Genomic DNA, 24,851 nt, shown 5'->3' with positions numbered 1-24,851 from the left:
GGCGATATATCCCTGTGCTGCGCGGCGGCGCGCCGGTACTGTGCCGACAATGACTGAAGCTGACGAACTCCGGCACGCCTTCGACTCGGAGGTACGAACCGCGAGCCCGGACGGGGGTCCCGGGTCCACGGTGGACCGGGACGGTCCGCTCTTCCGCCGGGCCGGCGCGGCAGGGAACGGCAACTTCGTCCTGTACCCGCACCTTGGCGGCTTGCGGGGCGGGGAACTGAGGGCGCTGATCGCGCGCCAGGTCGCGTTCTTCGCCGAGCGCGGTGAGGCGTTCGAATGGAAGACCTACGGCCACGACGCCCCGCCCGAACTGCCGGACCTGCTGCTCGATGCCGGGTTCGTGGCACAGGAGCGGGAGACGGTGGTGATCGGCCGGGCCGCACTGCTGGCGGTGACGCCGCGACCGCCGGACGGCGTGCGGCTGCGTGAGGTCACCGAGCGGGTGGACCTGGAGAAGATCGACGAGCTGAACCTGGCGGCGTTCGGCGAGAAGTTCCCCGGCATGGTGGACTACCTGGTGAGCGAGGTCGAGACGGGCACGCTCGTCGTTCTGGCCGAGGCGGGCGACCAGGCGGTGTGTTCTGGCTGGCTGCGGTTCGGTCCCGGACGGTTCGCTTCTCTATGGGGCGGCGGCACTCGGCCGGAGTGGCGCGGCAGGGGCGTCTACAAAGCCCTGGTGGCGCAGCGAGCGCAGGTAGCGCTCGCTCGCGGATACGAGTTCCTCCAGGTGGACTGCACGGAGGACTCCCGGCCCATTCTCGAGCGGCTCGGCATGAGTTCGGTGACGACGACCACTCCGTACATCTGGAAGCCGCCGGCGAAGTAGCGCAGAAGGCAGAGCTCGGCGGCCCACCTACGCAGATCGTCAGCAGGGCGAAGGTTGCCTGATGCGGCACTGGGACGGCCGTCAACCGCTGAAGGAATGACCGCGCGAGTGTTCCACTCGCAGGGATCAGTCGCGCCCCGAATCCCTTGTCGACAAGTCGATCGGAACTGGTCCGCGCGCCCTATCAATACGACATATGGGCGAATCCATGCGTTGGCTCGCCTCAATCCACTCGATCTAGGGCATAGCCGTCTGTGTGGGGGTGTGCGCGGCGGGAGGTCCGGCGGGCTTACGGGTCAGGTGAATCGAGGCGGTGTCGCATGGGCGGTCAGCGGGCTGAGGACGAGCGGGACGGCGTGGGCGTCGGGCTCGACGAGGCGGACTCGCTGCGCGGCGAGCGCTTCGTCGGGGACGAGGTGGCCGGCGGCGGGGTAGCCGGGGGCGTCGGGGGCGGTGTCGGTGCGCGGACTGCGGCGCGCGCCGGCACCGCCACCGAGGTCGTCGGCGAGGTCGCGACGGAGGTCGCGGCGGCTGCCGGGGTCGACGCGGACGCTGTGGCGTCGGCGCACGTCGCGGCGGCTGCGCCGACTGTGCCTGCAGTGCCTGCGGTGCCGGCCGCGGCTTCGGAGCCGGGATCGGTGCCGAGTTCTGTGCCGGGGTCGGTTCCGGGATCTGTGCCCGGGTCGGTGCCGGCGGAGCCGGTCGACCTCACCGACTCCCAGATCGTCGGCCGCCGCCTGTCGCTCGCGCGCCAGCACGCCGGGCTGTCCATCGAGGACGTCGTCGCGGCCACGCGTATTCGGCCGGGCATGCTGCGGGAGATCGAGGCCGGCGAGTTCGTGCACTGCGGCGGCGACGTCTACGCCCGCGGCCACGTCCGCGCCATCGCCAAGGTCGTCGGCATCGATCCGGAGCCGCTGCTCGCCGAGCATCCGCCGTTCGTGCCGAGCGACCTGCCGGTGCGGGGGCGGTCGCGGGTGACGCCGCGCGCCGAGGCCGCGTCGGGTCCCGCTTCGGCGGCGGCCGGTCAGAACAGCCCCGAGCCGGGCAAGCGGACGAGCACCGCGTCCTCCAACGCCGTCCCGACCAGCGCCGCCCGCGACAACGCGGCACGCTTCGCCGGACGCGCGCCCAGCCGGGTCATCCGTCCCGCCGCCGAGGGCGCGACACTCGTCGCCGCGGGTCGAGGCAAGAGCGGCGGCAACGGCAACGGCAGCGGCTCGAACGCGGGCAAGCCGGCGCTCGCCGCCGGCAAGGGCGGCGGCTCCGTCCGCCCGCCCCAGCCGGCCCGCAAGGACGACCCCGGCAAGATCGAGCGCCACCCCAAGTCGGCCAACTGGACCGCCGCGATGCTGGTGGCCCTGCTCGGCCTCGTGGTCTTCGCCGGCGTGCAGCTGATCGGCGACGGCGGCGACGGCAAGACCGCCGCGGCCGCGGTCCCGGCGCCCGCGCCGAAGGCCGCCGCGGTCAAGCCGCCGCCCCCGGCCGTACCGCCGGCGCCCAAGGGCGTGGCGGTCCGGATCGCCGCCGTCGGCTCCGACAGCTGGCTGAACGTCACCGGCCCCGACGGCAAGGTCCTGTTCGACAACCTCCTGCCGGCCGGCAGCACGCAGAACTTCCAGGACCCCAAGCAGCTCGGCGTGACCCTCGGCAACGCCGCGGCCGTGCACATGACGCTCAACGGCAAGGACCTCGGCGCGGCCGGCGGCAGCGGCCAGGTCGTGCACGTGACGCTGAACCCGACCGGCGCGGTCACCGGCTGAGGCGCGGGACGAGCGGCGGGCGGACAGAGCTGAGGGCGGCGACCATCACGGTCGCCGCCCTCAGCCGTTCAGAACCTCAGCACTCGCTCTCGTCCGAAGCCTTCTCCAACAGCTCCGCCACCACAGCCAGCTCCTCGTCGCTCAGCCGCGAAAGCCCTGGAGCGGGCTCGGCCAGGATCCGGATCGCGGTCACCGCGGCGGCGTGCCCCTCGGCGGTCAGCTCGACCATCTTCGCCCGCCGGTCGTCCGGGGCCACGCTGCGCGTCACCAGGCCGCGCTCCTCGAGGTCGTCGACCACGTTCGTGGTGTACGGCTTGTCCCACCCCAGGCGGGCCGCCAGCTCGCTCATCCGCAGCGGCCCGTGCACCAGCCGGCGCAGGGCGCGGGCGCGGCCGAAGCTCACGCCGGTCGCGTCCTCCACGGAGCGCCGGATGTCGCGCTGGTGCAGGACCAGCTTCTGCATCGCGGCGTGCGCACGGTAGGCGTCGTGGCTGGGGTGGTCGCTCATCGCAGTGCGGCAATCCCGGGTTCGGTCGTCGGCTCGGTCGGGTCGGTGCGCTCGCTCGGCTCCGTGAGCCGCGCCGCGGTCCGCGCGGCCGTCGCCGCCGCGCGCTTACCGGTCGTGAGCATACCTAGTACGAACACTGCAAGGCCGCAGCCGAAGAGGATCCACCATCCCGCGTGGCTGGCCGCCGGCAGTCCGGTGCGGGCCGGGCCGGTCGCCCGCGCCACCACCACGGAGCCGATGATCGCCACGCCGAGCGTCTGCCCGACCTGCCGGCTGGTGGACGCCACCGCCGCCGCGACCCCGGCCTGCGCCCGCGGCATGCCGGACACCGCGGTGTTGGTGATCGGCGGGTTCAGGGTGCCGAAGCCCAGGCCCAGGATCGCGTAGGCGACCAGCAGCAGGGCCACCGGCGTCGTGGCGCTCAGCCCGGTCAGCAGTAGGGCGCTGAGCGCCAGCAGCACGCCGGCGGTGATCAACGGCGCCCGCGGCCCGTGGTTGGCGACCCACCGCCCGGAGCGCGGGCCGACGATGACGCTGGCCACCGCGATCGGCAGCGTCAGCAGCCCGGCCTTCAGCGCGCTGTAGCCGAGCGCGTTCTGCAGATACAGGGTGTTCATGAACAGGAATCCGGACAGCGCCAGGAACCCCGAGACCGCCATCAGCGTGGCGCCGGAGAACGGCAGGCTCCGGAAGAAGCGCGGGTCGATCAGCGGCTGCTCGCGGCGCAGCTCGTAGGCCACGAACCCGGCCGCCGCCGCGATCGCCACGACGAACACCGCGACGGTGCGTCCCGACAGCCACCCCACGCGGGGCGCCTCGATGATCGCGTAGGTGATGCCGGCCAGGAACGCGATCCCGAGCGCCTGCCCGACCGGGTCGAAGCGACGCGCGGTCGGCGCCTTGGACTCCGGGACGAAGATCCCGGTCAGCACCACGGCTGTGATCCCGACCGGAACGTTCACCCAGAAGATGGACCGCCAGCTTGTCGCGCTCAGCAGCAGACCGCCGACCACCGGGCCGGCCGCCATGCTCACCCCGAACGCCGCCGACCACACGCCTATCGCCTTGGCCCGGTCCTTGGCGTCGGTGAACACGTTGGTGATGATCGACATGGCGACCGGGTTCATCATCGCGCCGCCGACGCCCTGGACGGCGCGCGAGCCGACCAGCGCGCTGAGACTCGGCGCCAGTGCGCAGAGCACGGAGCCGACGACGAACAACGAGGTGCCGGTCATGAACACGCGGCGCCGGCCGAACCGGTCGCCGAGCGAGCCGGCCAGGATCAGCAGGGAGGCCAGGGTCAGGGTGTAGGCGTCGATGGTCCACTGGAGCCCCGAGACCGGGGCCTTCAGATCGCGCTGGATGGACGGCAGGGCCACGTTCACGGCGGTGTTGTCGATCCCGACGATGAACAGGCTCATGCAGCAGATGACGAGGATCAGGTAGCGACGGCGCTGCGCGATCTCGGGCACGGTGCCTCCCGAAGAAAAGGTTGTGTTTATGCAATCATTGTTAGCACACAACTGTTGTGTCTGGCTAACTATTCCGCGCGCTGTAGCCTGGTGGCCATGTCCGGCACCCTGTCCCCAGCCACTCCGCCCACGTCCCCGCGCCGCACGGTGGCGCTGGTCACGCTGGGCTGCGCCCGCAACGACGTGGACTCCGAGGAGCTGGCCGGGCGGCTCGCCGCCGACGGCTGGGACCTGGTCGAGGATCCCAACGGCGCGGACATCGCGGTGGTCAACACCTGCGGGTTCGTCGAGGCCGCGAAGAAGGACTCGATCGACACGCTGATCGCCGCCGCCGATGCCAAGGACGAAGGTGCCGGCCCCAAGGCCGTGGTCGCCGTCGGCTGCCTGGCCGAGCGCTACGGCCAGCAGCTCGCCGAGGCGCTGCCGGAGGCCGACGCGGTCCTGGGCTTCGACGACTACCAGGACATCAGCTCGCGGCTGACCGCGATCCTGCACGGCGAGCGCCCGATCTCGCATGTCCCGCGCGACCGGCGCACGCTGCTGCCGCTGTCGCCGGCTGACCGGCAGTCCGCCAAGGGCGGCGTGGCGGTGCCGGGTCATGGCGACGCCGCTGACGCCGCTGACATCGCTGCCGACGTAGTTGAGGGCGCCGATTCGCAGGCCGCCGATTCCCAGGCCGCCGCGGAGCGCCCCGACGACCCGACCCTGTCCCCGGTCGCCCCGCCGACGCGCCGCGTCGTGCGCCGCCGCCTCGACGACGGCCCCTCGGCCCCGCTGAAGCTGGCCTCCGGCTGCGACCGCCGCTGCTCGTTCTGCGCGATCCCGGCCTTCCGCGGCTCCTACCTGTCCCGCCGCCCGCACGACATCCTCGACGAGGCCCGCTGGCTGGCCGGGCAGGGCGTGCGCGAGCTGGTCCTGGTCTCGGAGAACTCCACCTCCTACGGCAAGGACCTCGGCGACCTCAAGCTCCTTGAGACGCTGCTGCCGGAGCTGGCCGCGATCGACGGCGTGGACTGGCTGCGGGTCAGCTACCTGCAGCCGGCCGAGATGCGCCCGACGCTGATCGACGTGATGTCCTCGACCGAGGGCGTCGTGCCCTACTTCGACCTCTCCTTCCAGCACTCCGCCCCCGGCCTGCTGCGCCGGATGCGCCGCTTCGGCGGCACCGAGTCGTTCCTGGAGCTGCTGGAGACCATCCGGACCCGGGTCCCGCACGCCGGCGTCCGCTCCAACTTCATCGTCGGCTTCCCGGGCGAGACGGCTGCGGACTTCGAGGAGCTGGAGACGTTCCTGTCGCAGGCGCGGCTGGACGCGATCGGCGTGTTCGGCTACTCCGACGAGGACGGCACCGAGGCCGCCGGCTACGACGACAAGCTCGACGAGGACGAGATCGCCGAGCGCGTGGCGCACCTGACGAGCCTGGCCGAGGAGCTGACCGCGCAGCGCGCGGAGGACCGGATCGGCGAGCGGATCGACGTGCTGGTGGAATCCGTGGCGCACGACGGCGTGGCCGAGGGCCGCGCGGCGTTCCAGGGCCCGGAGGTCGACGGCTCGGTCATGCTGGTCCCGGCGCTGGAGCCGGGGGCGCCGGCGGTGGAGCTCGTGCCCGGCGCGATCGTGCCCGCGAAGGTGGTGGGAAGTGAGGGGGTGGATCTGCACGCCGTGGCGATCACTCCCCTAAGCTTGGTCGGGTGAAAGCCGCCGCCCCGGACCCGCTGACGCTGGAGGCGTCCCCGGCGGGTCTGTGGAACATGGCCAACATCCTCACGATGGTGCGGCTGCTGCTGGTGCCGTTCTTCGGCTTCCTGCTCGCCCACGACCACGGCCGCTCGACCGCGTGGCGGGCCATGGCGTGCGCGGTGTTCGTGGTCGCGAACATCACCGACACCCTGGACGGCAAGGTCGCCCGGGCCCGCAACCTGGTCACCGACTTCGGCAAGATCGCCGACCCCATCGCCGACAAGGCCCTGATGGGCACCGCGCTGGTGATCCTCAGCGCGCTCGGCGAGCTGAGCTGGTGGATCACGATCGTGATACTCGCCCGCGAGCTGGGTATCACGCTGCTGCGGTTCTGGGTGCTGAAGTACGGCGTGATCGCGGCCAGCCAGGGCGGGAAGCTCAAGACCTTCCTGCAGGGCTTTGCGATTCTCTTCTATCTGATTCCGACCTCGGCCACGTGGTGGCACTGGGTGAGCGTGGTGACGATGGCCGCCGCGCTGGTGCTGACGGTCGCGACCGGGGTGGACTACGTGATGCGAGCGGTGAGATTGCGGTGGAGCGGGACGAAGCGGTAGCGGCCGAGCAGATCAGCCGGCTCGCGACCGAGCTGGTCGAGGACGGGACGGCCCTGGGCTTCACGGTGGCGGTCGCGGAATCGCTCACCGGTGGGCTGCTGGCCGCGGCGATCACCTCGGTTCCCGGCGCTTCGGCGGTCTTCCGTGGTTCGGTGACCGCGTACGCCACCGATATCAAGGCCTCGGTGCTCGGTGTGGACGCCGACCTGCTGGCCCGCGAGGGTGCCGTGCATCCCGAGGTGGCGCGGCAGATGGCGGAGGGCGTCCGGCGTCTTCTCGGGGCTGATGTGGGCCTGGCGACCACCGGCGTGGCCGGCCCGACGCAGCAGGACGGAAAACCGGTGGGGCTGGTCTACGTCGGCTATAGCGGTCCGGGCGCGTCGTCCGCCGAGGAGCTGCGGCTGGCCGGCGAGCGCGAGGCCATCCGCGGGGAGACGGTTTTGCAGGCTTTGAAGCTCTGGCGCCGCGGCGGTGATCAGCCGTCGGTCGACGGAGACTGAGTCTCCTTTTCCGCGCTGATCCGGAACCCGAGCACCCGCGCGACCCCGAACAGCATCGCGCCGCACAGCGCGTACGACCCCAGCACGTCCGACACCCAGTGGAAGTCCATCCACACCAGCGAGAAGCCCACGGTCAGCGCCCACAGCGCCATCGCCACCGTGATCGCGATCCGCATCCGGTGCCCGGTGAACACGAACGCCAGGATCAGGGCCGCGGTGCCGTAGCCCAGCATCGTGTTGCCGGTGTGCCCGGACGGGAAGTAGCCGAGGCCGCCGGACATCGCCTGGCCGGCCATGCTCGGGCCGGGGCGGTCGCCGACGGCCTTCAGGAACAGCACGACCAGCAGTGCCGCGTAGCCGGCCGCCATCGCCAGGACCGGGCGCCAGCTGCGGCGGACCAGCGCCGCGCCGACGCCGACCACGGCCATCGCGACCATCGGCACCTGGATCTGGAACGGCACGCCCTGGACGGTGACGCCGCCGCCGAGGTCGGCGATCTTCTTGAAGACCGGCCAGCGGTTCTTCCCCTGCGTCGCGTGCGACACGTTCTGGATGTGGTTCCGGGCCCAGAGGTCGAACGAGGTCAGGAACGTCGGACGGGCCAGCACCAGGACCCACATCACGAGGAAGACGCCGACCAGGATCAGCGGGATGAGGGCTTCCGGCTGCCGCAGTGCCTGCCAGCGGCTGGTGCGCGGCCTGCCGGGCTCCGCTGCCGGACCGGATCCAGCCCCGAGACCGGTGTCGGCGATCTTCGCGTCAGTCATCAAGACCAACTCTCGCATACGCGAACGGCTAGCGTGCCGGTATGGAACGCGTCACCATCATCACGGGCGGCGGTCGGGGAATTGGCCGCGCCACCGCCCTGCGCCTGGCCCGGGACGGCCACGACATCGCCTTCAGCTACCTCAGCGACGACGCCGCCGCCGAGGCGACGGCCAAGGAGGTCCGCGACCTCGGCCGCCGCTGCGTGCCGGTCAAGATGGACACCACCGACGAGACGGACGTGGAGCGCCTCTTCGACACCGCGATCGGCGAGCTCGGCGGGTTGACCGGGCTGGTCAACAATGCCGGCGTGACCGGTCCGCTGACCCGCCTCGTGGACGCCGACGTGGCGGATATCCGACGGGTCGTCGACGTGAACGTGATCGGCTATCTGCTGTGCTGCCGGCGCGCGGCCAAGGAGATGGCGAAGCGCGGGGGTGGCGCGATCGTGAACGTCTCCTCCGGTGCGGCCACCCGGGGTTCGCCGGGCGAATACGTGCACTACGCCGGTGCCAAGGCCGCAGTCGACTCGATCACCGTGGGCCTGGCGCAGGAGCTGGGAGGCGAGGGGATCCGGGTGAACTCGGTGCAGGCCGGGGTCACGCGGACCCGTATCCATGCCGACATGGGAGACGCGGATCGCGCCGAGAAGCGCGGCGCGATGCTTCCGCTCGGTCGGCCCGGCGAGCCGGAGGAGATCGCGGCGGCCATCGCGTGGCTGCTGAGCGATGACGCGAGTTTCACCACTGGTGCGGTGCTGCGGGTGGCCGGGGGCAACTGAGGCGTGTGTGCGGGCGGGGTCTCATCCCGCTCGCACGACGCCGCTCTCGTAGGCACGGATCACCAGCTGGGCCCGGTCGCGGGCGCCGAGCTTGGCCAGCAATGCTGACATGTGCGTTTTGACCGTCGACATCGAGACGAAGAGTTCGGTGCCGATCTCGGTGTTGGACAGGCCGCGCGCGACGAGGGTCAGGACTTCCCGCTCGCGGGTGGTCAGGGTGTCGAGGGTCGCCTGGTCGGGGGCGGCGTTCGGAGTCGCCGCCGCGTGGCCTTTCGCCTTGCGGCCCCGGACGAACTCGGTGATCAGCCTGCGGGTCGCGGCCGGAGTGAGCAGGGCTTCGCCGCCGCGGATCACCTCGACCGCCTTGACCAGGTCGGCCGGCGGCGAGTCCTTGAGCAGGAAGCCGCTGGCCCCGGCGAGCAGGCCTTCGTAGACGTACTCGTCGAGGTCGAAGGTGGTCAGGATCAGGACTCTGACGCCGGGGTCGGCCGCGGTGATCCGGCGGGTGGCCTCGATGCCGTCCAGGACGGGCATCCGGACGTCCATCAGCACCAAGTCGGGGCTCAGATCGGCGGCCAGGCGGACCGCCTGCGCGCCGTTTTCCGCCTCGCCGACGACTTCGCAGCCGTCGTAGCCGTTGACCAGGGCCCGGAGTGAGGCACGCAGCAGTGCCTGGTCGTCGGCGATGAGGATGCGGCTCATGCGGGGAACCTCGCGGTGACCGTGAATCCGCCTTCCGCCGTAAGCCCTGCGGAGAAGGTGCCGCCGAACAGTGTGGCGCGCTCGGCCATGCCGCGCAGGCCGTGTCCTGGCGTTCCGGCCGGGGCCGGTGGCAGGCCGTCGGGCGGTGGGGGATTGGCGACGGTGACCGCCAGCTGGTGCGGAGCGAAGGTGAGCAGGACCGAGCCGGAGGTGGTTCGGGCGTGTCGCAGGATGTTGGTCAGGGACTCCTGGACGGTGCGGTACACCGCGAGGCCGATGGCTGCGGGGATGACGCGGCGCTCGCCCTCCTCCTGGAGGGTGATGCGCAGGCCGGCTTGGGCCGCCTGGGAGATGAGGGTGCCGAGGTCCGGCAGGTCGGGGACCGGTGCTCGGTCCGGTTCTCGGTCTGGCTCGCGGTCTGGCTCTTGGTCTGGTTCCTGGCGTGGTTTTCGGTCTGGTTCTTGGCGTGGCTTTCGGTCTGGCTTTCGGTCTGGTGCGGGGAGTTCGTCGGTGTCTGGCGTCGGAGTCGAGGTGTCGCGGAGAACCCCCAGCAACTGGCGCATGTCGATCATCGCGCTGCGGCCGGTCTCCTCGATCGCGGCGAGTGTCGCGCGCATCTGGTCGGCTTCGTGCCGGCGGAACACGGCGACTCCGGCTTGGACGGTGATCAAGCTGAGTGCGTGCGCCACCACGTCGTGCAGTTCGCGGGCGATGCGCAGCCGTTCGTCGGCCATCCTGGAGGTGACTTCGGCTTCGATCTTGCGCGCGCGTGCGGCGGCCATCGCTGTGCGGTACTGCTTCTGTTGGCGTACTGCGTAGCCGGTCAAGGACGGCGCCACGCCGATGGCGACTCCGCTGAGCGTCGTGACCGAGGGCGGGTAGTGCAGGCTGGTCAGGACGGCCAGGGCTGCCGCCAGGACGGCGGCAGAGGCGACGGTGGTGATACGGCCGGAGCGGGTCGTCGCGACGGTGTAGAGCGCGAACATCATCGCGAAGGGGCCGTAGGAGTCGTACGGTGCGCCGGAGGTGGCCAGGGTGACGGTCGCGGCCGTGAGGAGCAGGCAGACGGTCATCGGGAAGCGGCGGCGGGCCAGGAAAGCCAGTGTGACGCCGAGGACCAGCAGCGACAGCCACGGGTTCTGATGCGCCGGCGCGCGCGATCGGCTCGATCCGAACGGCACCAGGAACATCAGCGCGACCAAGGCGTCCAGCGTCACCCACTGCCAGGGGCGTATCCGCCGCGAGAACGAGACGGGCTCGGGCTGTTTCCGGGTCGGCGGCGGAACGGAGTGCGCCGCGATGTCGGCCATGGGCCGACCGTAAGCCTGCGGACGGACGGTGATCAACGTCGCGGGCCGAAAACCATACCGTGGGAGGAGGCCGAAAGATCATCCCCTGCTCCGATGCGCGCGCTCCGGGCATTGCCGACCATTGAGACATGATCGACATCGAGGACCTGAGCAAACGCTACGGCGACAGATACGCCGTGCGCGACCTGACGTTCAGCGTGCGTCCGGGGCGTGTGACCGGGTTCCTGGGGCCGAACGGCGCCGGGAAGTCCACCACCATGCGCGCCGTCCTCGGCCTGGACCTGCCGACCGCAGGCCGGATCCGGGTCGACGGCCGGCCGTACGCCGCGCTGGAGCGGCCGCTGACCCACGTGGGCATGCTGCTGGACGCCGGGGGAGTGCACCCCGGGCGCAGCGCGCGGCAGCATCTGCGGGCGGTCGCCGCCGCCGGGAAGCTGCCGGGGCGGCGGGCGGACGAGGTGCTGGCGCGGGTCGGGCTGACCGACGTGGCCGGGCACCGGGTCGGCGGGTTCAGCCTCGGCATGCGGCAGCGGCTCGGGATCGCGACCGCCCTGCTCGGCGATCCCGGGATCCTGATGTTCGACGAACCGGTCAACGGCCTTGATCCGGAAGGGATCCGCTGGATCAGGGATCTGATGAAGGCGCTGGCGGCCGAGGGGCGGACGGTGTTCGTCTCCAGCCACTTGATGAGCGAGATGGAGAACACGGCCGATCACTTGGTGGTGATCGGGCGGGGGCGGCTGATCGCCGACCTCCCCGCTCGCGAGCTGATCGAGCGGTACGGCGGCGGGTTCCTGAGCGTGCGGACGGACGAGCCCGGCCGGTTGATCACGGTGCTGGCGTCCGCTGGAGCCCGGGTGACGCCGGAGGGTCCGGACACGCTGCGCGTGGTCGGGCTGGACGGCGATGCGGTGGCACGGCTGGCGCACGGCGCCGGGGTGCTGGTGCTGGAGGTGGCGCGGCATGCGACGTCGTTGGAGGACGCGTATCTGCAGCTGACCGACGCGGCGGTCGAGTATCGGGGGAATCAGGGGGCGGAGTCGTGATCAGGTCGGAGTGGATCAAGCTGTGGAGCGTGCGGTCCACGTGGTGCGCGCTGTATGTGGCGGTGGCCGGGACGATCGGGCTGGCGGCCACGTACGCGCTGGTCGCCAAGCCCGGCGAGGTGGAGCCGACGAACGCGTTGCAGGGCGCGGTGTTCGGGCAGTTGGCGTTCGGCGTGCTCGGGGTGCTGGTGGTGTCGTCGGAGTACACCACCGGGCTGATCCGGACGACGTTCGCGACGGTTCCTCGGCGGCGTGTGGTGATCGCGGCGAAGGCCGGACTGCTGTTCGCGGTGTTGGTGGTCGTGGGGGAGGCGGTGTCGTTCGCCGCGTTCTTCGCCGCGCAGATCCTGTGCGGACGGCGCGGTGCGCACTTCTCGCTGGCCGATCACGACATGGCGTTCTCGGTGCTCGGATGCGGGTTCTACATGGCCTTCGTGGGCATGTTCGGGTTCTGCGTCGGGGTGGTGTTGCAGCGGACGACGGCGGCCGTGGCGACGTTCGTCGGGATCGTGTTCGTGGGGATGGGGGTGATCCCCGCCTTGCTGCCGGACGGGGTCCGGGCCGACGCGGTGCGGTTGACGTTCACCAAGGTCGGCGAGGCGATGGCGACGCCGGCGCGCACGACGCCGCGGTTGGCGGCGGACTACGTGCTCGGTGCGGGGGCGGCGTGGGGCGTGTGCCTGCTGTACCTGGCGATCTCGATCGCCGTGCCTTTGCTGATCGTCACCCGACGCGACACGAATTGAGGGTCCTGAGATGTTCCTACATTGGCACGCTGCTCTGAAGCTCTGGATCGCCCTTCGGCGCGCCCCATCGGTAGAGGAAGAAGCACACCACCATGCCGACGAAGAAGAACGCGGCGGACCAGCGGTAGGCGGTCGCGTAGCTGTGCAGGTTGGCCTGCGCGGTGACCTGCGCCGAGGCCGCTTTGCCCTTGGCGTAGTTCGTCGCCGCGCTCGCCGCCAGGGTGGACAGCAATGCCACGCCGATGGAGCCGCCGACCTGCTGGCAGGTGTTGACCATGGCGGAGGCGACGCCGGCGTCGTCGGCGCTCACGCCGTACGTGGCCATGGCCATCGCCGGGGCGAAGATCAGGCCCATGCCGAAGCCGAGGATCAGCAGCGGCGGCAGGATGTGCGGGGCGTAGCTGCTGTTCAGGTCCAGCCGGGTCAGCCACAGCATGCCCAGCCCGCCGAGCAGCATGCCCAGCGGCACCACCGGCCGCGGGCCGATCTTCGGCAGCAGCGTGATCGTGGCGATCTGCGCGGACACCATCAGCGCGGCGACCATCGGGAGGAAGGCCAGGCCGGTCTTGACCGGCGAATAGCCGAGGATCTGCTGCATGTAGTACGTCAGGAACAGGAAGACGCCGAAGATCCCGGCGCCGGTGATGAACATGCCGAGGTACGAGGAGCCGCGGTTGCGCTCGCCCACGACCCGCAGCGGCAGCAGCGGATGCGTCGCGCGGCGCTGCCATCGCACGAAGACCACGAGCAGGACGCAGCCGACGACCAGGCTGACCCAGGACTGCGGCGAGCTCCAGCCCTTCGCCTCGGCCCGCGAGAAGCCGAAGACCAGCAGGAACAACCCGGAACAGGCGTAGGCCGTGCCGGGCAGGTCCAGCGTCGGACGGCCCGCGGGCCGGTGGTTGGGCACGTACGCCAGCGCGCCGAGCAGCGCGACACCGGCGATGACCAGGTTGATGAACAGCGTCCAGCGCCAGTTCAGGTACTCGGTGAGCAGCCCGCCGAGCAACAGCCCGATGGCACCGCCGGCACCGGCGACCGCCCCGTACACGGCGAAGGCCCGGTTCCGCTCCGCCGGCCGGGTGAAAGTCGTGGTCAGCGCGCTCAGCGCGGCCGGCGCGAGCAACGCGCCGAACAGGCCCTGCAGCGCGCGGCCGCCGATGAGGATGCCCACGTTGGGCGCGATCCCGGCCAGCGCCGAGGCCACCCCGAACCCGACCAGCCCGCCGATCAGCGCGGTCCGCCGCCCGAACAGGTCCGCGAACCGCCCTCCGACCAGCAGCAGCGAGCCGAACGCGAGCGCGTACGCGGTGACGATCCACTGCCGCGAGGCGTTGGTGAACCCCAGGTCGTGCTGCGCGGACGGCAGCGCGATGGTCACCACGGTCGCGTCCAGGACCACCATCAGCTGCGCGAGGCTGACCACGCCGAGGATCATCCACTCGTGGTTGACGCGCGGGCCGTATTCGGTGTCCTCGACGGCCTGCTCGGCGCCCTGGGACGGGGTCGTCGCACTCTCCGACGGCGATGCCATGTCGGTCCCTTCCTGGGCGACAGATCGATGCAACCGACGCTATGCCGGGGCCGCCGCTGCCGCATGTCGAGGCGGGGCGGGGCATGGCGGGCGCGGCCGGGCAGGGCGGGGCGCGGCGGCGGTGCCTTATCGGGCCGCCGGCGCGATATCGCTCAGCGCGACCCGACGAGGTGCGCGTAGACGATGACGTTGTCCGCGTAGCCGGTCCGCCGGTCGTAGTGGCCACCGCACGTGATCAGGCGCAGCGCCGCATAGCCGGTGGAGCCGTAGACCTCGCGCGTCGGAAACCCGGTCTTCGGCACCAGCGCGACCGAGTCCACCCGGAACACCGCGACCCGCCGATCAGCCCGAGCCACCTCGACATCATCCCCGGGCCGCACCGCCCCCAGCTCGTAGAAGGCCGCCCGATTCCCCGGCGCGAACCGCGAATCCACATGCCCGGTGATCACCGCGGGCCCCGCCTGCCCCGGCGCCGGACCCCGGTCGTACCAGGCAGCCTTCAACGGCTCCCGAGCCGGCGGCACCCCGACCTCACCATCCCGCGCCAACCCCACCGCGAGCACATCGGCGTGAATGCCCACTCGCCCCACCGTGACCCGCGTCGGCCGCGCGTACCCCAGCGGCGCAGCCCGATGCCCGACAGCACCCACAGCCCGCCCCGCCCACGCCGGAGGCAACGGCGGCGGCACAGGATCGGCGAGAGTCAGCGCACGGATGAGGAAGCCGGACCCGATGACCACGGCGACCACCGACGCGAAAGCCAGCGCCCGCCCCGGATGCCGCACCTCGCTCGCCGCACAGTCCAGCTGCGCGGGTGCCCCGCCGGACGGCCGCGCCCTGCCGTGGACGCCGACCTCGACGTGCGAGCCGGGTGCAATGACACCGGCGCCCGACACCGCGGTCTGGCCGGGCTCGCCGATCGTGTGGAAGATCGGCGCTGATGGGGGGAGCCCGACGGCCGGCAAGTTCGCGGGCGACGAACCGGCAGGGCACAGCAGCTCGGTGCGGCCAGAAGCGCCGGCGAAGGTGGATGGTCCGGCGAATGAGTCATCTGTTCGCGGCAGCCGACTGAGGCGAGCCGCGCCGTGCGGCTCGGGGCCGATAGGAGATTTGGCTGCTCGCGCCAGGCCGCGGCCGGGCTCGGTGGGTTGTGCGGCCGTTGGCGAGTTGTCGGGCGATGTGTTGCTGGGCAGTCCGGTGTCTGCGAGCGTGCCGGGGCCGCCCGCCAGGCTGCGGCTGGGCTCGGCGCGCTGCTCGGCTGCTGGAGAGCCGTCCGGCAAGGCATCGCCGGGCAGTCCGGTGTCTGCGAGTGTGCCGGGGCTGCCCGCCAGGTTGCGTCCGGTCTTGGCGGGCTGTGCGGCCGTTGGCGAGTTGTCGGGCGATGTGTCGCTGCGCAGTCCGGTGTCTGCCAGCGAGTTGGGGTCTCGGGCCGGGCGGCGTCCGGGCTCGGTGGGCTGTGCGGCTGCTGGTGAGCTGTCGGGCAATGTGTCGTTGGGCAGTCCGGTGTGTGCAAGCGAGCTAGGGTCTCGGGCCGGGCGGCGTCCGGGCTCGGCAGGCTGTGCGGCCGTTGGCGAGATGTGCGGAGAAGCATCGCCTGGTAGCCCCGTGCTTGCGAGCGTGCCCGGGCTTCGCGCCAGGCTGCTGTCGGGAGGCGGCTCGGCGGCTTGCGGTGGATCGCCGGTGTTGCGCGCGGCCGCAAGGAGGCGGCTCGCGGTGCCGCTGCCGGTGCTGGACACCCGTGGTCGGGAGTTGGCTGGTGAATGGCTCGGCGTATCTTCGGCGCGCGATGCCGGGTGCGGGCTCGGCTTGGGCTGCTGGTCGGTAACGGCGCCGCCGATCGGGATGCCGACCACCGGGGGTTCGCTCATCCGCGCGGGGTGGCGCGGCGGCGGCGGATGAAGGAGGCGGTGGCGAAGGCGAGGCCGCCTATGAGGAATGCGCTGCCGACTGCTGCGTCGCCTATGCCGAGGTGGTCTTCGGCGGAGCCGTCGCCGGTTGCGGCGGCGCCGGTGGGGGTGGCCGCGGTGTGTGTGGTGCCGTGGGTGTCGACGTGGAGGGTGGCTGTCAGGGTGCTGCCGCAGTGCAGGGTGATGGTGTACGTGCCCGCGGGCAGGCCTTGGCGGAGTGTGCCGCCTCCGCCGGTCATGTTGGCCAGGGGGACCAGGGCGATGGGGGCTGTCAGGGCCTGGGAGGTCGCGGTGCCGCTGGGGGCTGTGCATTCGTTGGCGTCGTAGACCCAGACCTGGGTGCCGGGGGTGGCCGGGTTGGGTTGGACTGTCGGGTTGGCGGGTTTGTCCTCGGCCCGCGCCGGAATCGCCGTACCCGTCGCCACAGCCACCGCCAGCGGCAGGGCGCTCGCCGTCGCCATCAGAACCCTCAGAACCCTCACCAGCCGGCCTCCGTCTCTCGCACGCTCACTTCAGCCCCTCCAACCACCCGCGCAGCGCGTCCAGTGCGAACGCGCGCGTCGGCTCCGCTTCGTTGAACAGTTCGTGGTACGCCCCCGGGAACTCCTCCACGCGGGTCGTCGCGGCCGGGAGTGCCGCGGCCAGGCGGCGTTCGCCGGCCGGGTCGATCACGCGGTCCGCGCTCGCGATCAGGAGCAGGACCGGGCAGGGGACGCGGCCCGCGTCCGCGACGGCGCGCTCGCCCTCGTCGAAGACGAAGTGGGCGAGGGCCGCCGAGATGCGGTCGTGGCAGAACGGGTCCTCGCGCATCGCCGCCGCGACCGCCGGGTCGTGCGACAGGGCGCTCTTCGGGAGGCCGTTCGGCACCGTGAGGCGAGCCGGCAGGAACTCCGCCATGCGCAGTGCCGCGTTCTGCATGCCCGCCGCGTGCTGGCCGACCGCCGGTGACGCCAGCACCGCCGCCGTCGGGTGCAGCCGTCCGCCGCTCAGCGCGCGCGCCACCACGCAGCCGCCCATGCTGTGCCCGAGGACCAGTGGCGGCGGTGCGGTGGCGTCCTCGCCGCGCACCACGGCGTCGAAGTCCTCGAAGACCGTCGCCAGGTCGTCGACCAGCGACAGCGGACGCCGGATGTGCCCGCGTGCTCCGTCCGAGCGGCCGAAGCCCGCGTGGTCGTAGGCCCGTACGCGATACCCGTTCTCGGTCAGGAACCCGGCCAGGCGCCGGTACCGGCCGCTGTGCTCGCCGAGGCCGTGGACCAGCAGGATCGAGCCGCGCGGGGTGATGGCCGGGGCCGGTGTCCACTCGCGGAGGAAGAGCTCCGTCCCGTCGGGCGTGGTGGCCAGCCAGACCGCCGCCTCCCGACTCGGCGCGAGCGGGGAGCCGGAACCGAGCGGGGAGCCGGAACCGCGACCCAGGTCGGGCATCTCAGGGCTCCCCTCATCGTGCGGCGGTACATCGCGACGCTAACGCCGCGTATCGGGCCGCGCGCGCTGGGTGGTCCGGAGGAGGGGCGGCAAAAGGAGGCGGCCGGTACGGAGGATTCCGTACCGGCCGCGGTGCCGCCGCGCTGTGTGATCTCAGACCGCGGCGAACGCCCCCTCGATCACCGTCAGCCCCTCGTCCAGCAGCGCCTCGCTCATCACCAGCGAGGGCAGGAAGCGCAGCACGTTCCCGAACGTGCCGCAGGTCAGGATCACGACGCCCTCGGTGTGGCACTTCTTCGCGACCGCGGCCGCCAGCGCCGCGTCCGGCTCCTTCGTGCCCGGCTGCACCAGCTCGACGGCGATCATCGCGCCGCGGCCCCGGACCTCGCCGATGCGGGAGTCGGCGGCGGCCAGCTTGGTCAGGCGGCCGACCATCTGCGCCTCGATCGCGCGGGCCCGGGCCGGGAGGTCCTGCTCCTTCATGGTCTGGATGGCGCCGAGCGCGCCCTCGCAGGCCACCGGGTTGCCGCCGTAGGTGCCGCCCAGGCCGCCGGGGCCGGCGGCGTCCATGATCTCCGCGCGGCCGGTGACCGCGGCCAGCGGCAGGCCGCCGGCGATGCCCTTGGCGGTGGTGATCAGGTCCGGGACCACGCCCTCGTGGTCGACCGCGAACCAGTCGCCGGTGCGGCAGAAGCCGGACTGGATCTCGTCGGCGATGAAGACGATGCCCTTCTCCTTGCACCAGTCGGCCAGGCCCGGCAGGAAGCCGTCCGGGGGCACGATGAAGCCGCCCTCGCCCTGGATCGGCTCGATCAGGACCGCGGCCACGTTGTGCGCGCCGACCTGCTTCTCGATCAGGGTCTTGGTCTGCTCCAGGGCCTCGGCCGCGGCGTTGTCCGGGCCGGTGGGCCAGCGGAAGGGGTAGGCCATGGGGACGCGGTAGACCTCGGGGGCGAACGGGCCGAAGCCGTCCTTGTACGGGGCGACCTTGGCGGTCAGCGCCATCGTGAGGTTGGTGCGGCCGTGGTAGCCGTGGTCGAAGACCACGACCGCCTGGCGCTTGGTGTACGCGCGGGCGATCTTGACCGCGTTCTCCACCGCCTCCGCGCCGGAGTTGAACAGCGCCGAGCGCTTGTCGAAGTCGCCGGGGGTGAGCTCGGCCAGCGCCTCGCAGACCGCGATGTAGGACTCGTAGGGCGTCACCATGAAGCAGGTGTGGGTGAACTTCGCCAGCTGCTCGGAGGCCCGGCGCACGACGTTGGCGTCCGCGTGCCCGACCGAGGTCACCGCGATGCCGGAGCCGAAGTCCAGCAGCTGGTTGCCGTCGGCGTCCAGGAGCACCGCGCCGTCGGCGTCGGTGACGAAGACCGGCAGCGTCGTGGAGATGCCGCGCGCGACCACCTTGTTGCGGCGCTCGAACAGCTCGCGGGACTTCGGGCCGGGGATCTCGGTGACGAGACGCCGTTCCTGCTTGAGCTCGTTCATTGTCCCTGTGCCTCCTGGGTGGTTATCGGTCGCGCGGTTCCCTCGCAGCCTAAGCGCGCCGTGACGGCCCGGCACAGGACGCGGTGGCGGGTCCGGTGGCGGGGTTGAGCCGAATTGGCGAGTGGGAACGCCGCGCCGAGGCCGTGCCGGAAGCGTCGGGCGAGCGTCCGCGAAGCAGCCGGGCGCCGTTCCCTTTCACCGCGTCGTAGTTCTGATACACAGAACGTGTGACGACTGAAGGCCAGGGCCCCGGCCCGCTGCCGCCCGGCTGGTACGCCGACCCTTCCGGAGCACCGCAGGTGCGCTACTGGACCGGGACCAAATGGACCGAGCGCACCCGGCCCGACGTGCAGTCCTGGGTCCACGGCCCGCGGCTGGTGGACGTGCCGGGGGTCTTCGCCTACGGCCGCGACCCCGAGGCGGCCGCCGCCGTCCGGGTCACCCGCGAGGCCCGGCAGCGGGCCCTGCGATACCTGCTCTACGCGCCGCTGGCCGGCGTGGTGCTCGCGGTGCCCGCGTCGATAGTCCTCACCTCGATCGGCCTGAGCGGTGCGCTGCTGTGGCTGATCTACCTCGTCGCCGTGCTCGGCGCCTGCGGGTGGGCCGGCGGCTGGGTGCCGGTGGGCCGGGTGCTGTGGGCCCAGCACGGCGACCGCCTCGGCGCCCTGCCCGGCCTGGGCAAGAAGCGCAAGGCCCCGCCGCCGCCCAAGCCCGACATGTGGGTGGACCTGCGCCAGGCCGGCCACGTCGCGGCCGCCAGCCGGCTGGACTCCGCCGCCGACCACGGCGAGCTCACCGACGTCGACTATGTCCGCGTGGTCCGGGTGATCCGGCAGGCGCGCGGCGACGACAACCGCCTCGCCGCGGTGGCCGCCGAGATCGAGGACGCCGGTCCGCACGCCTGGCTGCACCCCTCCGGCCAGCGCGACCTGCCGGCCCGGCTCGGCGAGCACGACCTGATGACCGGACAGGTGCGCCTGGGTGTGGCGTCGTCCTCGGCGAAGAACCCGGCGACCCACGCCGGCCAGACCTTCGCCCTGGACGCCGAGGTCCTGCGCACCTCGCTGCTGGTGATAGGGCCCACCGGCAGCGGCAAGACCCGCAGCTTCGCGCGGCCCATCGTGGAGCTGCTGGGCCTGCAGACGCTGACCAACATGGCCTCGGTGGTGGTCATCGACCCGCACGGCGACTACGCGCTGCCGGGCTTCTTCGACGTCGACATCGACCCACTGGACCCGGACTCGCGCTGGGGCTTCGACCTCTACGGCGGCGCGCGCAACCCGGCCGAGGCCGCCGACCGGCTGGCCGGCGCGCTGCTGCCGCCGGGCGTGGAGCCGGAGGCCGACGCCGCCGCGCACAATGCCCTGGACGCCGCGCTGAGCTGGTTCCGCGAGCGGGAGAGCCGCTACCCGACGCTCAAGGAGCTGATCGGCGAACTGGCCGAGGGCCGCGGACCCCGGCTGCTCGTGGAGCGGCTGCGGCTGCTGGACCGGCCGGCGCTGATCGAGCTGTTCGACGGCCGGGGCGAGCAGAAGTTCTCGATGCGGCAGATCGACAAGCCGATGCGGGTCCGCATCGCCCTCCCGGAGGGCGCCTACCCGCAGGCCGCGCGGATCCTGGCGCGGCTGGCGGTCTCGCAGTTCGTGCAGACCGTGTCCGCGCCGGACGTCGACCGCTCGATCTTCAAGGGCCTGATCGTCGACGACGCCGGCCGCTTCGTCGACGAGTACGTGGTCCAGGGCCTGCAGCGGGCCCGGGCGGCCAACGCGGGCCTGATCCTGCTGGCCCAGTCGATGCGCGAGTTCCCCGAGGACCTGCGGGCCACGGTCTTCGCCAATACCGGCTGCAAGGCGGTCTTCGCGGGCATCGACCCGCAGGACGCCTCCTACATCGCCGATTTCTGGGGCAAACAATGGGTCGCCGAGACCACGGTGACCACCGGCCAGGAGAACACCACCCGCTCCGGCACCATCACCGGGCCGCCGGAGCGGCGCCGCAGCGTGCAGTCCATGGGCCGCAACGCCCGGCGGCCCGGCCAGCTGCTGGCGCTGACCGGCGGCTCGTCGGTGACGCAGCAGCGCTCGGTGGCGACCCGGCCGGTGGAGCGCTACGTCTGGTCGCCCTCGGAGATCATCAACGAGATCCCGACCGGCCACGCCCTGGTGTCGCTGGCCACGGCCGAGGGCTTCCGGACGCCGCCGGTGCTGGTCGACCTGCGCGGTTGAACCTGCGCGGCCGGCGGCGGCCGGACCGGTCGCCGCCGCCGCGACCGCTGTCGCCGGTACCGCTGCCGCTGCCGCCGCCCCCGCTCAACCGGCGTGCCACGTCACCGTGAAGTCCCCGCCCGACGAGATCGGGCTGGGAGCGGCCTTCGTGGTCCCGCCGTCGGCCATGGTGATCGGGTCCGGGCGGAACGCGCCCAGCGCCCTGCCGTCGGCGCTCGCGCCGGTGAAACCCACCGCCCCGAAGTCGGACAGCGGCAGCACGCCGGAGGCGTCCGACGGGGCCTCGGCGATGACCTCGGCGGAGGCCAGGGCCGGGTTGTCCAGGTGCGGCGTGAACGTGTGCGACCAGCCCCTGGTCCGGTCGCCGATGACCAGGGTGAAGCGGCCGGATCCGTTGTAAGTGACCGAGGCGTGGATCGCGTCGCCGGGGGAGATCGGGCCCGCGACGTCGACCGGGCCGTTCGGATACATCTCGTACCACGCGGAGTAGGAGGCGCGGCCGCCGGAGCAGTCGGCCTCGGTGCCGATCTGCTCGACCGAGTTGCTGCCGTCGCCGTCCAGGCCGATCCAGAACGACGCGTACGTGGTCTGCGATCGGCAGGAGACGCCCGGCTCCGTCCAGGCGGCGCTGACGGAGGAGTAGCCGCCGCCGGTGGCGACGTAGCCGGCCCAGTTCGCGGAGGTGCTGTCGGGCAGATCGGGGGTGGCCGGCCGCGCGGCCAGCGCGGTGCCCTCCACGATGCCCGCAGACGCTGCCGGAGTGGAGATGAGGGCTGCGGATATCGCTCCGGAGAGCGCTATCGCGGCCGCGGCCCGGCGGCGGGGAGAAGACATCCTGTGTCTCCAATCTCTGTGTGCTGAGATGGAGACTAGGTAACCCTTTTGAAGATGTCTGCCCTGAAAAGCACAAAAGCCTGATTCGCCAGGCCGCGCCTGCTTTCGCTGTCGGTGCGCCGGATCTGTATCGAGCCTGGGAGTCAGTGCCGAGCGTGCGAGGCCAGACCGCGCAGCATCAGGTCGAGGCCGAACTCGAACCGTCCGTCCGGGCCCCCGGTCTCGAACATCGGGTCGGCCAGCGCCACCATGTTCGGGAACGTCTCGACCGGCAGGGACTTGACGTAGGACTTCATCTCGCCGGCCCACTTCTCGACGTCCTCCTGCGAGGTCTCGCCGTGGACGGAGAACCGGACGTCGTCCTCGAAGACGCTGGCGACCACGTACAGCGAGACGACGTCCCCGGCCCAGGCGGCCACCTTGTCCGGCAGGTCGCCGGCCCGCAGCAGGCCCATGAAGCCCTCGACCAGCCGGATCCCGCTCGGTCCCATCGGCACCCGGCCGAGCATGGAGCGGGCCAGGCCGGGGTGGGCCTGCAGGATCCGCCGGGTCTGGCGCATCGCGTCGCGCAGCTGCTCGATCCAGTGCTCGGGGTCCGGCTCGGGGATCTCGGCCTCGCCGAACACCCGGTCGATGGCCAGCTTCAGCAGCTCGTCCTTGTTGGCGACGTGCGCGTACAGGGACGCGGCGCCGGTGCCCAGATCGGCGGCGACGCGGCGCATGGACAGCGCGTCGTAGCCGTCGGACTCCAGGATGCGCAGCGCCGCCTCGACGATCGCCTCCTGGCTCAGCGGCGTGCGCGCGGTCGCCTTGACCTTGCGCGTGCGCTCCCACGGGGGGACCGGCGCTTCCGGAGTCTCGTTCGGTGCTGCTGGATTCGCCATCGGGTCTGGCTCCCTTCCTTCTTCCGAACACTGTACGCCTGACGAACGGCGTTCGGAAGCTCGAACGGCGTTTGACTCGAACGATGTTCGCGTGTAGAACGGTGTTCGTAGAACCACGAACGGCGTTCGTGAGGACATCGGACGCAGATCCGAGGTTCGCGATATAGCTTGACATCCGGCACACGAGATATATCGTGATGACGCAACCCACCGAACGGCGTTCGCTCGTCTCGAACAACGTTCAACCAGATTTTCCCGTCATCTGCGGACCACTCTCCGCGGATCCGTCCCGGAGGGGGACCACCATGACCAGCACGATCGACACCTCGAACCAGACCGTCGACCACTCCGACGGCGCGCCTCCCGGCTCACCGGACGGGCAGGCTTCACAAGACGCCCAAAGTCCGGCCAAGTCCAAGCTCGGCAAGGCCGTGATCCTCGCGCTGTTCGCGATCATCGGCGCCGACATCATGGACCTGCTCGACACCACGATCATGAACATCGCCAGCCCGGTCCTGCGGACCGACCTCGGCGCCTCCACCTCGGCCCTGCAGTGGATCGTCGCCGGCTACACGCTGGCCTTCGCGGTGATGCTGACCACCGGCGGCCGGCTCGGCGACGTCTTCGGCCGCAAGCGGATGTTCCAGGTCGGCATCAGCGGCTTCCTGGTCGGCTCGGTCCTGTGCTCGGTGGCGCAGAGCTCGGGCGAGCTGATCGGCGCGCGCATCCTGCAGGGCGCCTTCGCCGCGGTGATGATCCCGCAGGGCCTGGGCATGCTGCGGGCCATGGTGCCGGCGGAGAAGATGAACTCCGTCTTCGGCATCTTCGGCCCGATGATGGGCCTGGCCGCGACCCTCGGCCCGATCCTGGGCGGCTGGCTGGTCGGCGCCGACCTGTTCGGGCTCAGCTGGCGCGCCATCTTCCTGGTCAACGTGCCGGTCGGGATCGCCGCGCTGGCCTTCGGCAGCAAGGTGCTGCCCCGGGACGAGCACGCCGCCGACGGCGCCAAGCCCAAGCTCGACATCGTCGGCATGCTGCTGGCCACCGCCGGCGTCATGCTGCTGGTCTACCCGCTGGTCCAGGGCCGCGAGGCGGGCTGGCCGGCGTGGATGTTCGCCATGATGGCCGCGTCCGTCCCCACCTTCGGTGTGCTGGCGCTGCACCAGCGCCGCCGCAACGCCCTCGGCCGCGACCCGTTCGTGGTGCCGACCGTGTTCCGCAAGCGCTCGTTCGTCAGCGGCATCGCCGTGCTGTTCTCCTTCGCGGCGGCGATGAGCGGCGTGTTCTTCGTCTACACGCTGTTCCTGCAGGTCGGCCTGCACTACAGCGCGCTGCACGCCGGGCTGACGATGCTGCCCTGGTCGATCGGCACGATCGTCTCCATGGGCGCCTCGCAGGCCCTGATGCCCAAGGTCGGCCCGCGCCGCACGCTCCAGGCCGGCATGCTGGTCATGTCCCTGGGCACGGTGATCTCCGCGCTGCTGGTCCACACCTACGGCGCGACCACCACCAGCTGGACCCTGATCGTCCCGCTGCTGGTCTCCGGGATGGGCATGGGCCTGATCTTCGGCCCGATCTTCGGCACCGTGCTGGGCGACCTGGACGACGCCGAGGTCGGCTCGGCCTCGGGCCTGCTCAACGCGATGCAGCAGCTCGCCGGCGCCTTCGGGATCGCCGCGCTGGGCACGGTGTTCTTCGACAAGGCGGGCGCGATGATGACCAGCGTCCCGGCCGCCGCGACCCTGGTGTTCGCGATCAGCGCGGCGATCCTGGTGGTCGCCTGGGCCGTCGCGTTCACGATGTCGAAGCACACCCAGGAGGCTGAGGGGCACTGA

22 protein-coding genes are annotated in these 24,851 nt (G+C 71.7%); 10 read left to right on the top strand and 12 right to left on the bottom strand.

Annotated elements, in window-relative coordinates:
* The first annotated feature begins 49 nt into the window (after positions 1-49).
* Together ABH920_RS04765 and ABH920_RS04760 are read left to right on the top strand one after the other, a co-directional pair.
* Positions 50-835: a GNAT family N-acetyltransferase gene (locus ABH920_RS04765; RefSeq protein ID WP_370347185.1), complete on the top strand. Its 786-nt coding sequence runs from the start codon at positions 50-52 to the stop codon at positions 833-835.
* A gap of 320 nt (positions 836-1,155) precedes the next feature.
* Complete coding sequence (locus tag ABH920_RS04760) at positions 1,156-2,598, top strand: helix-turn-helix domain-containing protein (protein WP_370347183.1); 1,443 nt, start codon at positions 1,156-1,158, stop codon at positions 2,596-2,598.
* A gap of 76 nt (positions 2,599-2,674) precedes the next feature.
* Here ABH920_RS04760 and ABH920_RS04755 read toward each other — a convergent pair whose 3' ends face one another.
* A complete protein-coding gene (locus tag ABH920_RS04755; protein WP_370347181.1) occupies positions 2,675-3,106 on the bottom strand; it encodes a MarR family winged helix-turn-helix transcriptional regulator in 432 nt (143 codons plus the stop codon).
* Positions 3,103-4,578 carry an MFS transporter gene (locus ABH920_RS04750; protein ID WP_370347179.1) on the bottom strand — a complete coding sequence of 492 codons (1,476 nt, stop codon included), beginning with the start codon at positions 4,576-4,578 and terminating at the stop codon, positions 3,103-3,105. The genes ABH920_RS04755 and ABH920_RS04750 overlap by 4 nt, the downstream gene beginning before the upstream one ends.
* Before the next feature lie 96 nt (positions 4,579-4,674).
* Here ABH920_RS04750 and rimO point away from each other — a divergent pair, with 96 nt between their 5' ends.
* From rimO to ABH920_RS04735, 3 genes are read left to right on the top strand one after another with little or no spacing between them, the layout of a single operon-like run.
* The gene (gene rimO / locus ABH920_RS04745) at positions 4,675-6,273 is read left to right on the top strand and encodes a 30S ribosomal protein S12 methylthiotransferase RimO (RefSeq protein WP_370347177.1); all 1,599 of its coding nucleotides are present in this window, start codon (positions 4,675-4,677) and stop codon (positions 6,271-6,273) included.
* On the top strand, positions 6,270-6,872 hold the full coding sequence (gene pgsA / locus ABH920_RS04740) for a CDP-diacylglycerol--glycerol-3-phosphate 3-phosphatidyltransferase (protein ID WP_370347174.1): 603 nt from the start codon (positions 6,270-6,272) through the stop codon (positions 6,870-6,872). Before rimO ends, pgsA begins: the two co-directional genes overlap by 4 nt.
* Before the next feature lie 11 nt (positions 6,873-6,883).
* Positions 6,884-7,372 carry a CinA family protein gene (locus tag ABH920_RS04735; RefSeq protein WP_370347989.1) on the top strand — a complete coding sequence of 163 codons (489 nt, stop codon included), beginning with the start codon at positions 6,884-6,886 and terminating at the stop codon, positions 7,370-7,372.
* Here the strand turns inward: ABH920_RS04735 and ABH920_RS04730 are convergent.
* Positions 7,348-8,139, bottom strand: coding sequence for a phosphatase PAP2 family protein (locus ABH920_RS04730; protein ID WP_370347172.1), 792 nt, complete (start codon positions 8,137-8,139; stop codon positions 7,348-7,350). The two genes, ABH920_RS04735 and ABH920_RS04730, sit on opposite strands and share 25 nt — an antisense overlap.
* A gap of 41 nt (positions 8,140-8,180) precedes the next feature.
* Between ABH920_RS04730 and ABH920_RS04725 the strand changes: the two genes are divergently transcribed.
* Positions 8,181-8,918 carry an SDR family oxidoreductase gene (locus tag ABH920_RS04725; protein WP_370347170.1) on the top strand — a complete coding sequence of 246 codons (738 nt, stop codon included), beginning with the start codon at positions 8,181-8,183 and terminating at the stop codon, positions 8,916-8,918.
* Positions 8,919-8,939: 21 nt separating this feature from the next.
* On the opposite strand, the gene ABH920_RS04720 is transcribed toward ABH920_RS04725, so the two are convergent.
* Together ABH920_RS04720 and ABH920_RS04715 are read right to left on the bottom strand one after the other, a co-directional pair.
* Positions 8,940-9,620 (bottom strand): response regulator, encoded by a 681-nt coding sequence (locus tag ABH920_RS04720; RefSeq protein WP_370347168.1) that lies wholly within the window; start codon positions 9,618-9,620, stop codon positions 8,940-8,942.
* The gene (locus tag ABH920_RS04715; protein ID WP_370347165.1) at positions 9,617-10,930 is read right to left on the bottom strand and encodes a histidine kinase; all 1,314 of its coding nucleotides are present in this window, start codon (positions 10,928-10,930) and stop codon (positions 9,617-9,619) included. The genes ABH920_RS04720 and ABH920_RS04715 overlap by 4 nt, the downstream gene beginning before the upstream one ends.
* Positions 10,931-11,058: 128 nt before the next feature.
* On the opposite strand from ABH920_RS04715, the gene ABH920_RS04710 reads away from it, so the two are divergent.
* Together ABH920_RS04710 and ABH920_RS04705 are read left to right on the top strand one after the other, a co-directional pair.
* Positions 11,059-11,976: an ABC transporter ATP-binding protein gene (locus ABH920_RS04710; RefSeq protein ID WP_370347162.1), complete on the top strand. Its 918-nt coding sequence runs from the start codon at positions 11,059-11,061 to the stop codon at positions 11,974-11,976.
* Positions 11,973-12,722, top strand: a complete 750-nt coding sequence (locus tag ABH920_RS04705; RefSeq protein WP_370347160.1) for a hypothetical protein — start codon at positions 11,973-11,975, stop codon at positions 12,720-12,722. Before ABH920_RS04710 ends, ABH920_RS04705 begins: the two co-directional genes overlap by 4 nt.
* Before the next feature lie 16 nt (positions 12,723-12,738).
* Here the strand turns inward: ABH920_RS04705 and ABH920_RS04700 are convergent, their stop codons facing one another.
* The 5 genes from ABH920_RS04700 to gabT form a co-directional block, all read right to left on the bottom strand.
* The gene (locus ABH920_RS04700) at positions 12,739-14,256 is read right to left on the bottom strand and encodes an MFS transporter (protein ID WP_370347158.1); all 1,518 of its coding nucleotides are present in this window, start codon (positions 14,254-14,256) and stop codon (positions 12,739-12,741) included.
* A 152-nt stretch (positions 14,257-14,408) separates the two neighbouring features.
* Entirely contained in the window at positions 14,409-15,221 is an 813-nt protein-coding gene (locus ABH920_RS04695) for a class F sortase (RefSeq protein ID WP_370347156.1), read from the bottom strand.
* 899 nt (positions 15,222-16,120) lie between these two features.
* Positions 16,121-16,645: a hypothetical protein gene (locus ABH920_RS04690; RefSeq protein WP_370347154.1), complete on the bottom strand. Its 525-nt coding sequence runs from the start codon at positions 16,643-16,645 to the stop codon at positions 16,121-16,123.
* A gap of 25 nt (positions 16,646-16,670) precedes the next feature.
* Positions 16,671-17,588 carry an alpha/beta fold hydrolase gene (locus ABH920_RS04685; protein WP_370347152.1) on the bottom strand — a complete coding sequence of 306 codons (918 nt, stop codon included), beginning with the start codon at positions 17,586-17,588 and terminating at the stop codon, positions 16,671-16,673.
* Positions 17,589-17,741: 153 nt separating this feature from the next.
* Positions 17,742-19,073, bottom strand: a complete 1,332-nt coding sequence (gabT, locus tag ABH920_RS04680; RefSeq protein WP_370347150.1) for a 4-aminobutyrate--2-oxoglutarate transaminase — start codon at positions 19,071-19,073, stop codon at positions 17,742-17,744.
* 227 nt (positions 19,074-19,300) lie between these two features.
* Here gabT and ABH920_RS04675 point away from each other — a divergent pair, with 227 nt between their 5' ends.
* Entirely contained in the window at positions 19,301-21,298 is a 1,998-nt protein-coding gene (locus ABH920_RS04675) for a DUF2510 domain-containing protein (RefSeq protein WP_370347148.1), read from the top strand.
* An 84-nt stretch (positions 21,299-21,382) separates the two neighbouring features.
* Here ABH920_RS04675 and ABH920_RS04670 read toward each other — a convergent pair whose 3' ends face one another.
* Together ABH920_RS04670 and ABH920_RS04665 are read right to left on the bottom strand one after the other, a co-directional pair.
* A complete protein-coding gene (locus tag ABH920_RS04670; protein WP_370347146.1) occupies positions 21,383-22,132 on the bottom strand; it encodes a G1 family glutamic endopeptidase in 750 nt (249 codons plus the stop codon).
* 143 nt (positions 22,133-22,275) lie between these two features.
* Positions 22,276-23,016 (bottom strand): TetR/AcrR family transcriptional regulator, encoded by a 741-nt coding sequence (locus tag ABH920_RS04665; protein ID WP_370347144.1) that lies wholly within the window; start codon positions 23,014-23,016, stop codon positions 22,276-22,278.
* Between the two features lie 305 nt (positions 23,017-23,321).
* Here ABH920_RS04665 and ABH920_RS04660 point away from each other — a divergent pair, with 305 nt between their 5' ends.
* On the top strand, positions 23,322-24,851 hold the full coding sequence (locus ABH920_RS04660; protein ID WP_370347142.1) for a DHA2 family efflux MFS transporter permease subunit: 1,530 nt from the start codon (positions 23,322-23,324) through the stop codon (positions 24,849-24,851).

This window comes from Catenulispora sp. EB89, from assembly GCF_041261445.1.
Taxonomy (GTDB): Bacteria; Actinomycetota; Actinomycetes; order Streptomycetales; family Catenulisporaceae; genus Catenulispora.
The sequence above is the reverse complement of the archived record's forward strand: the minus strand, read 5'-3'. Positions and strand labels throughout refer to the sequence as shown.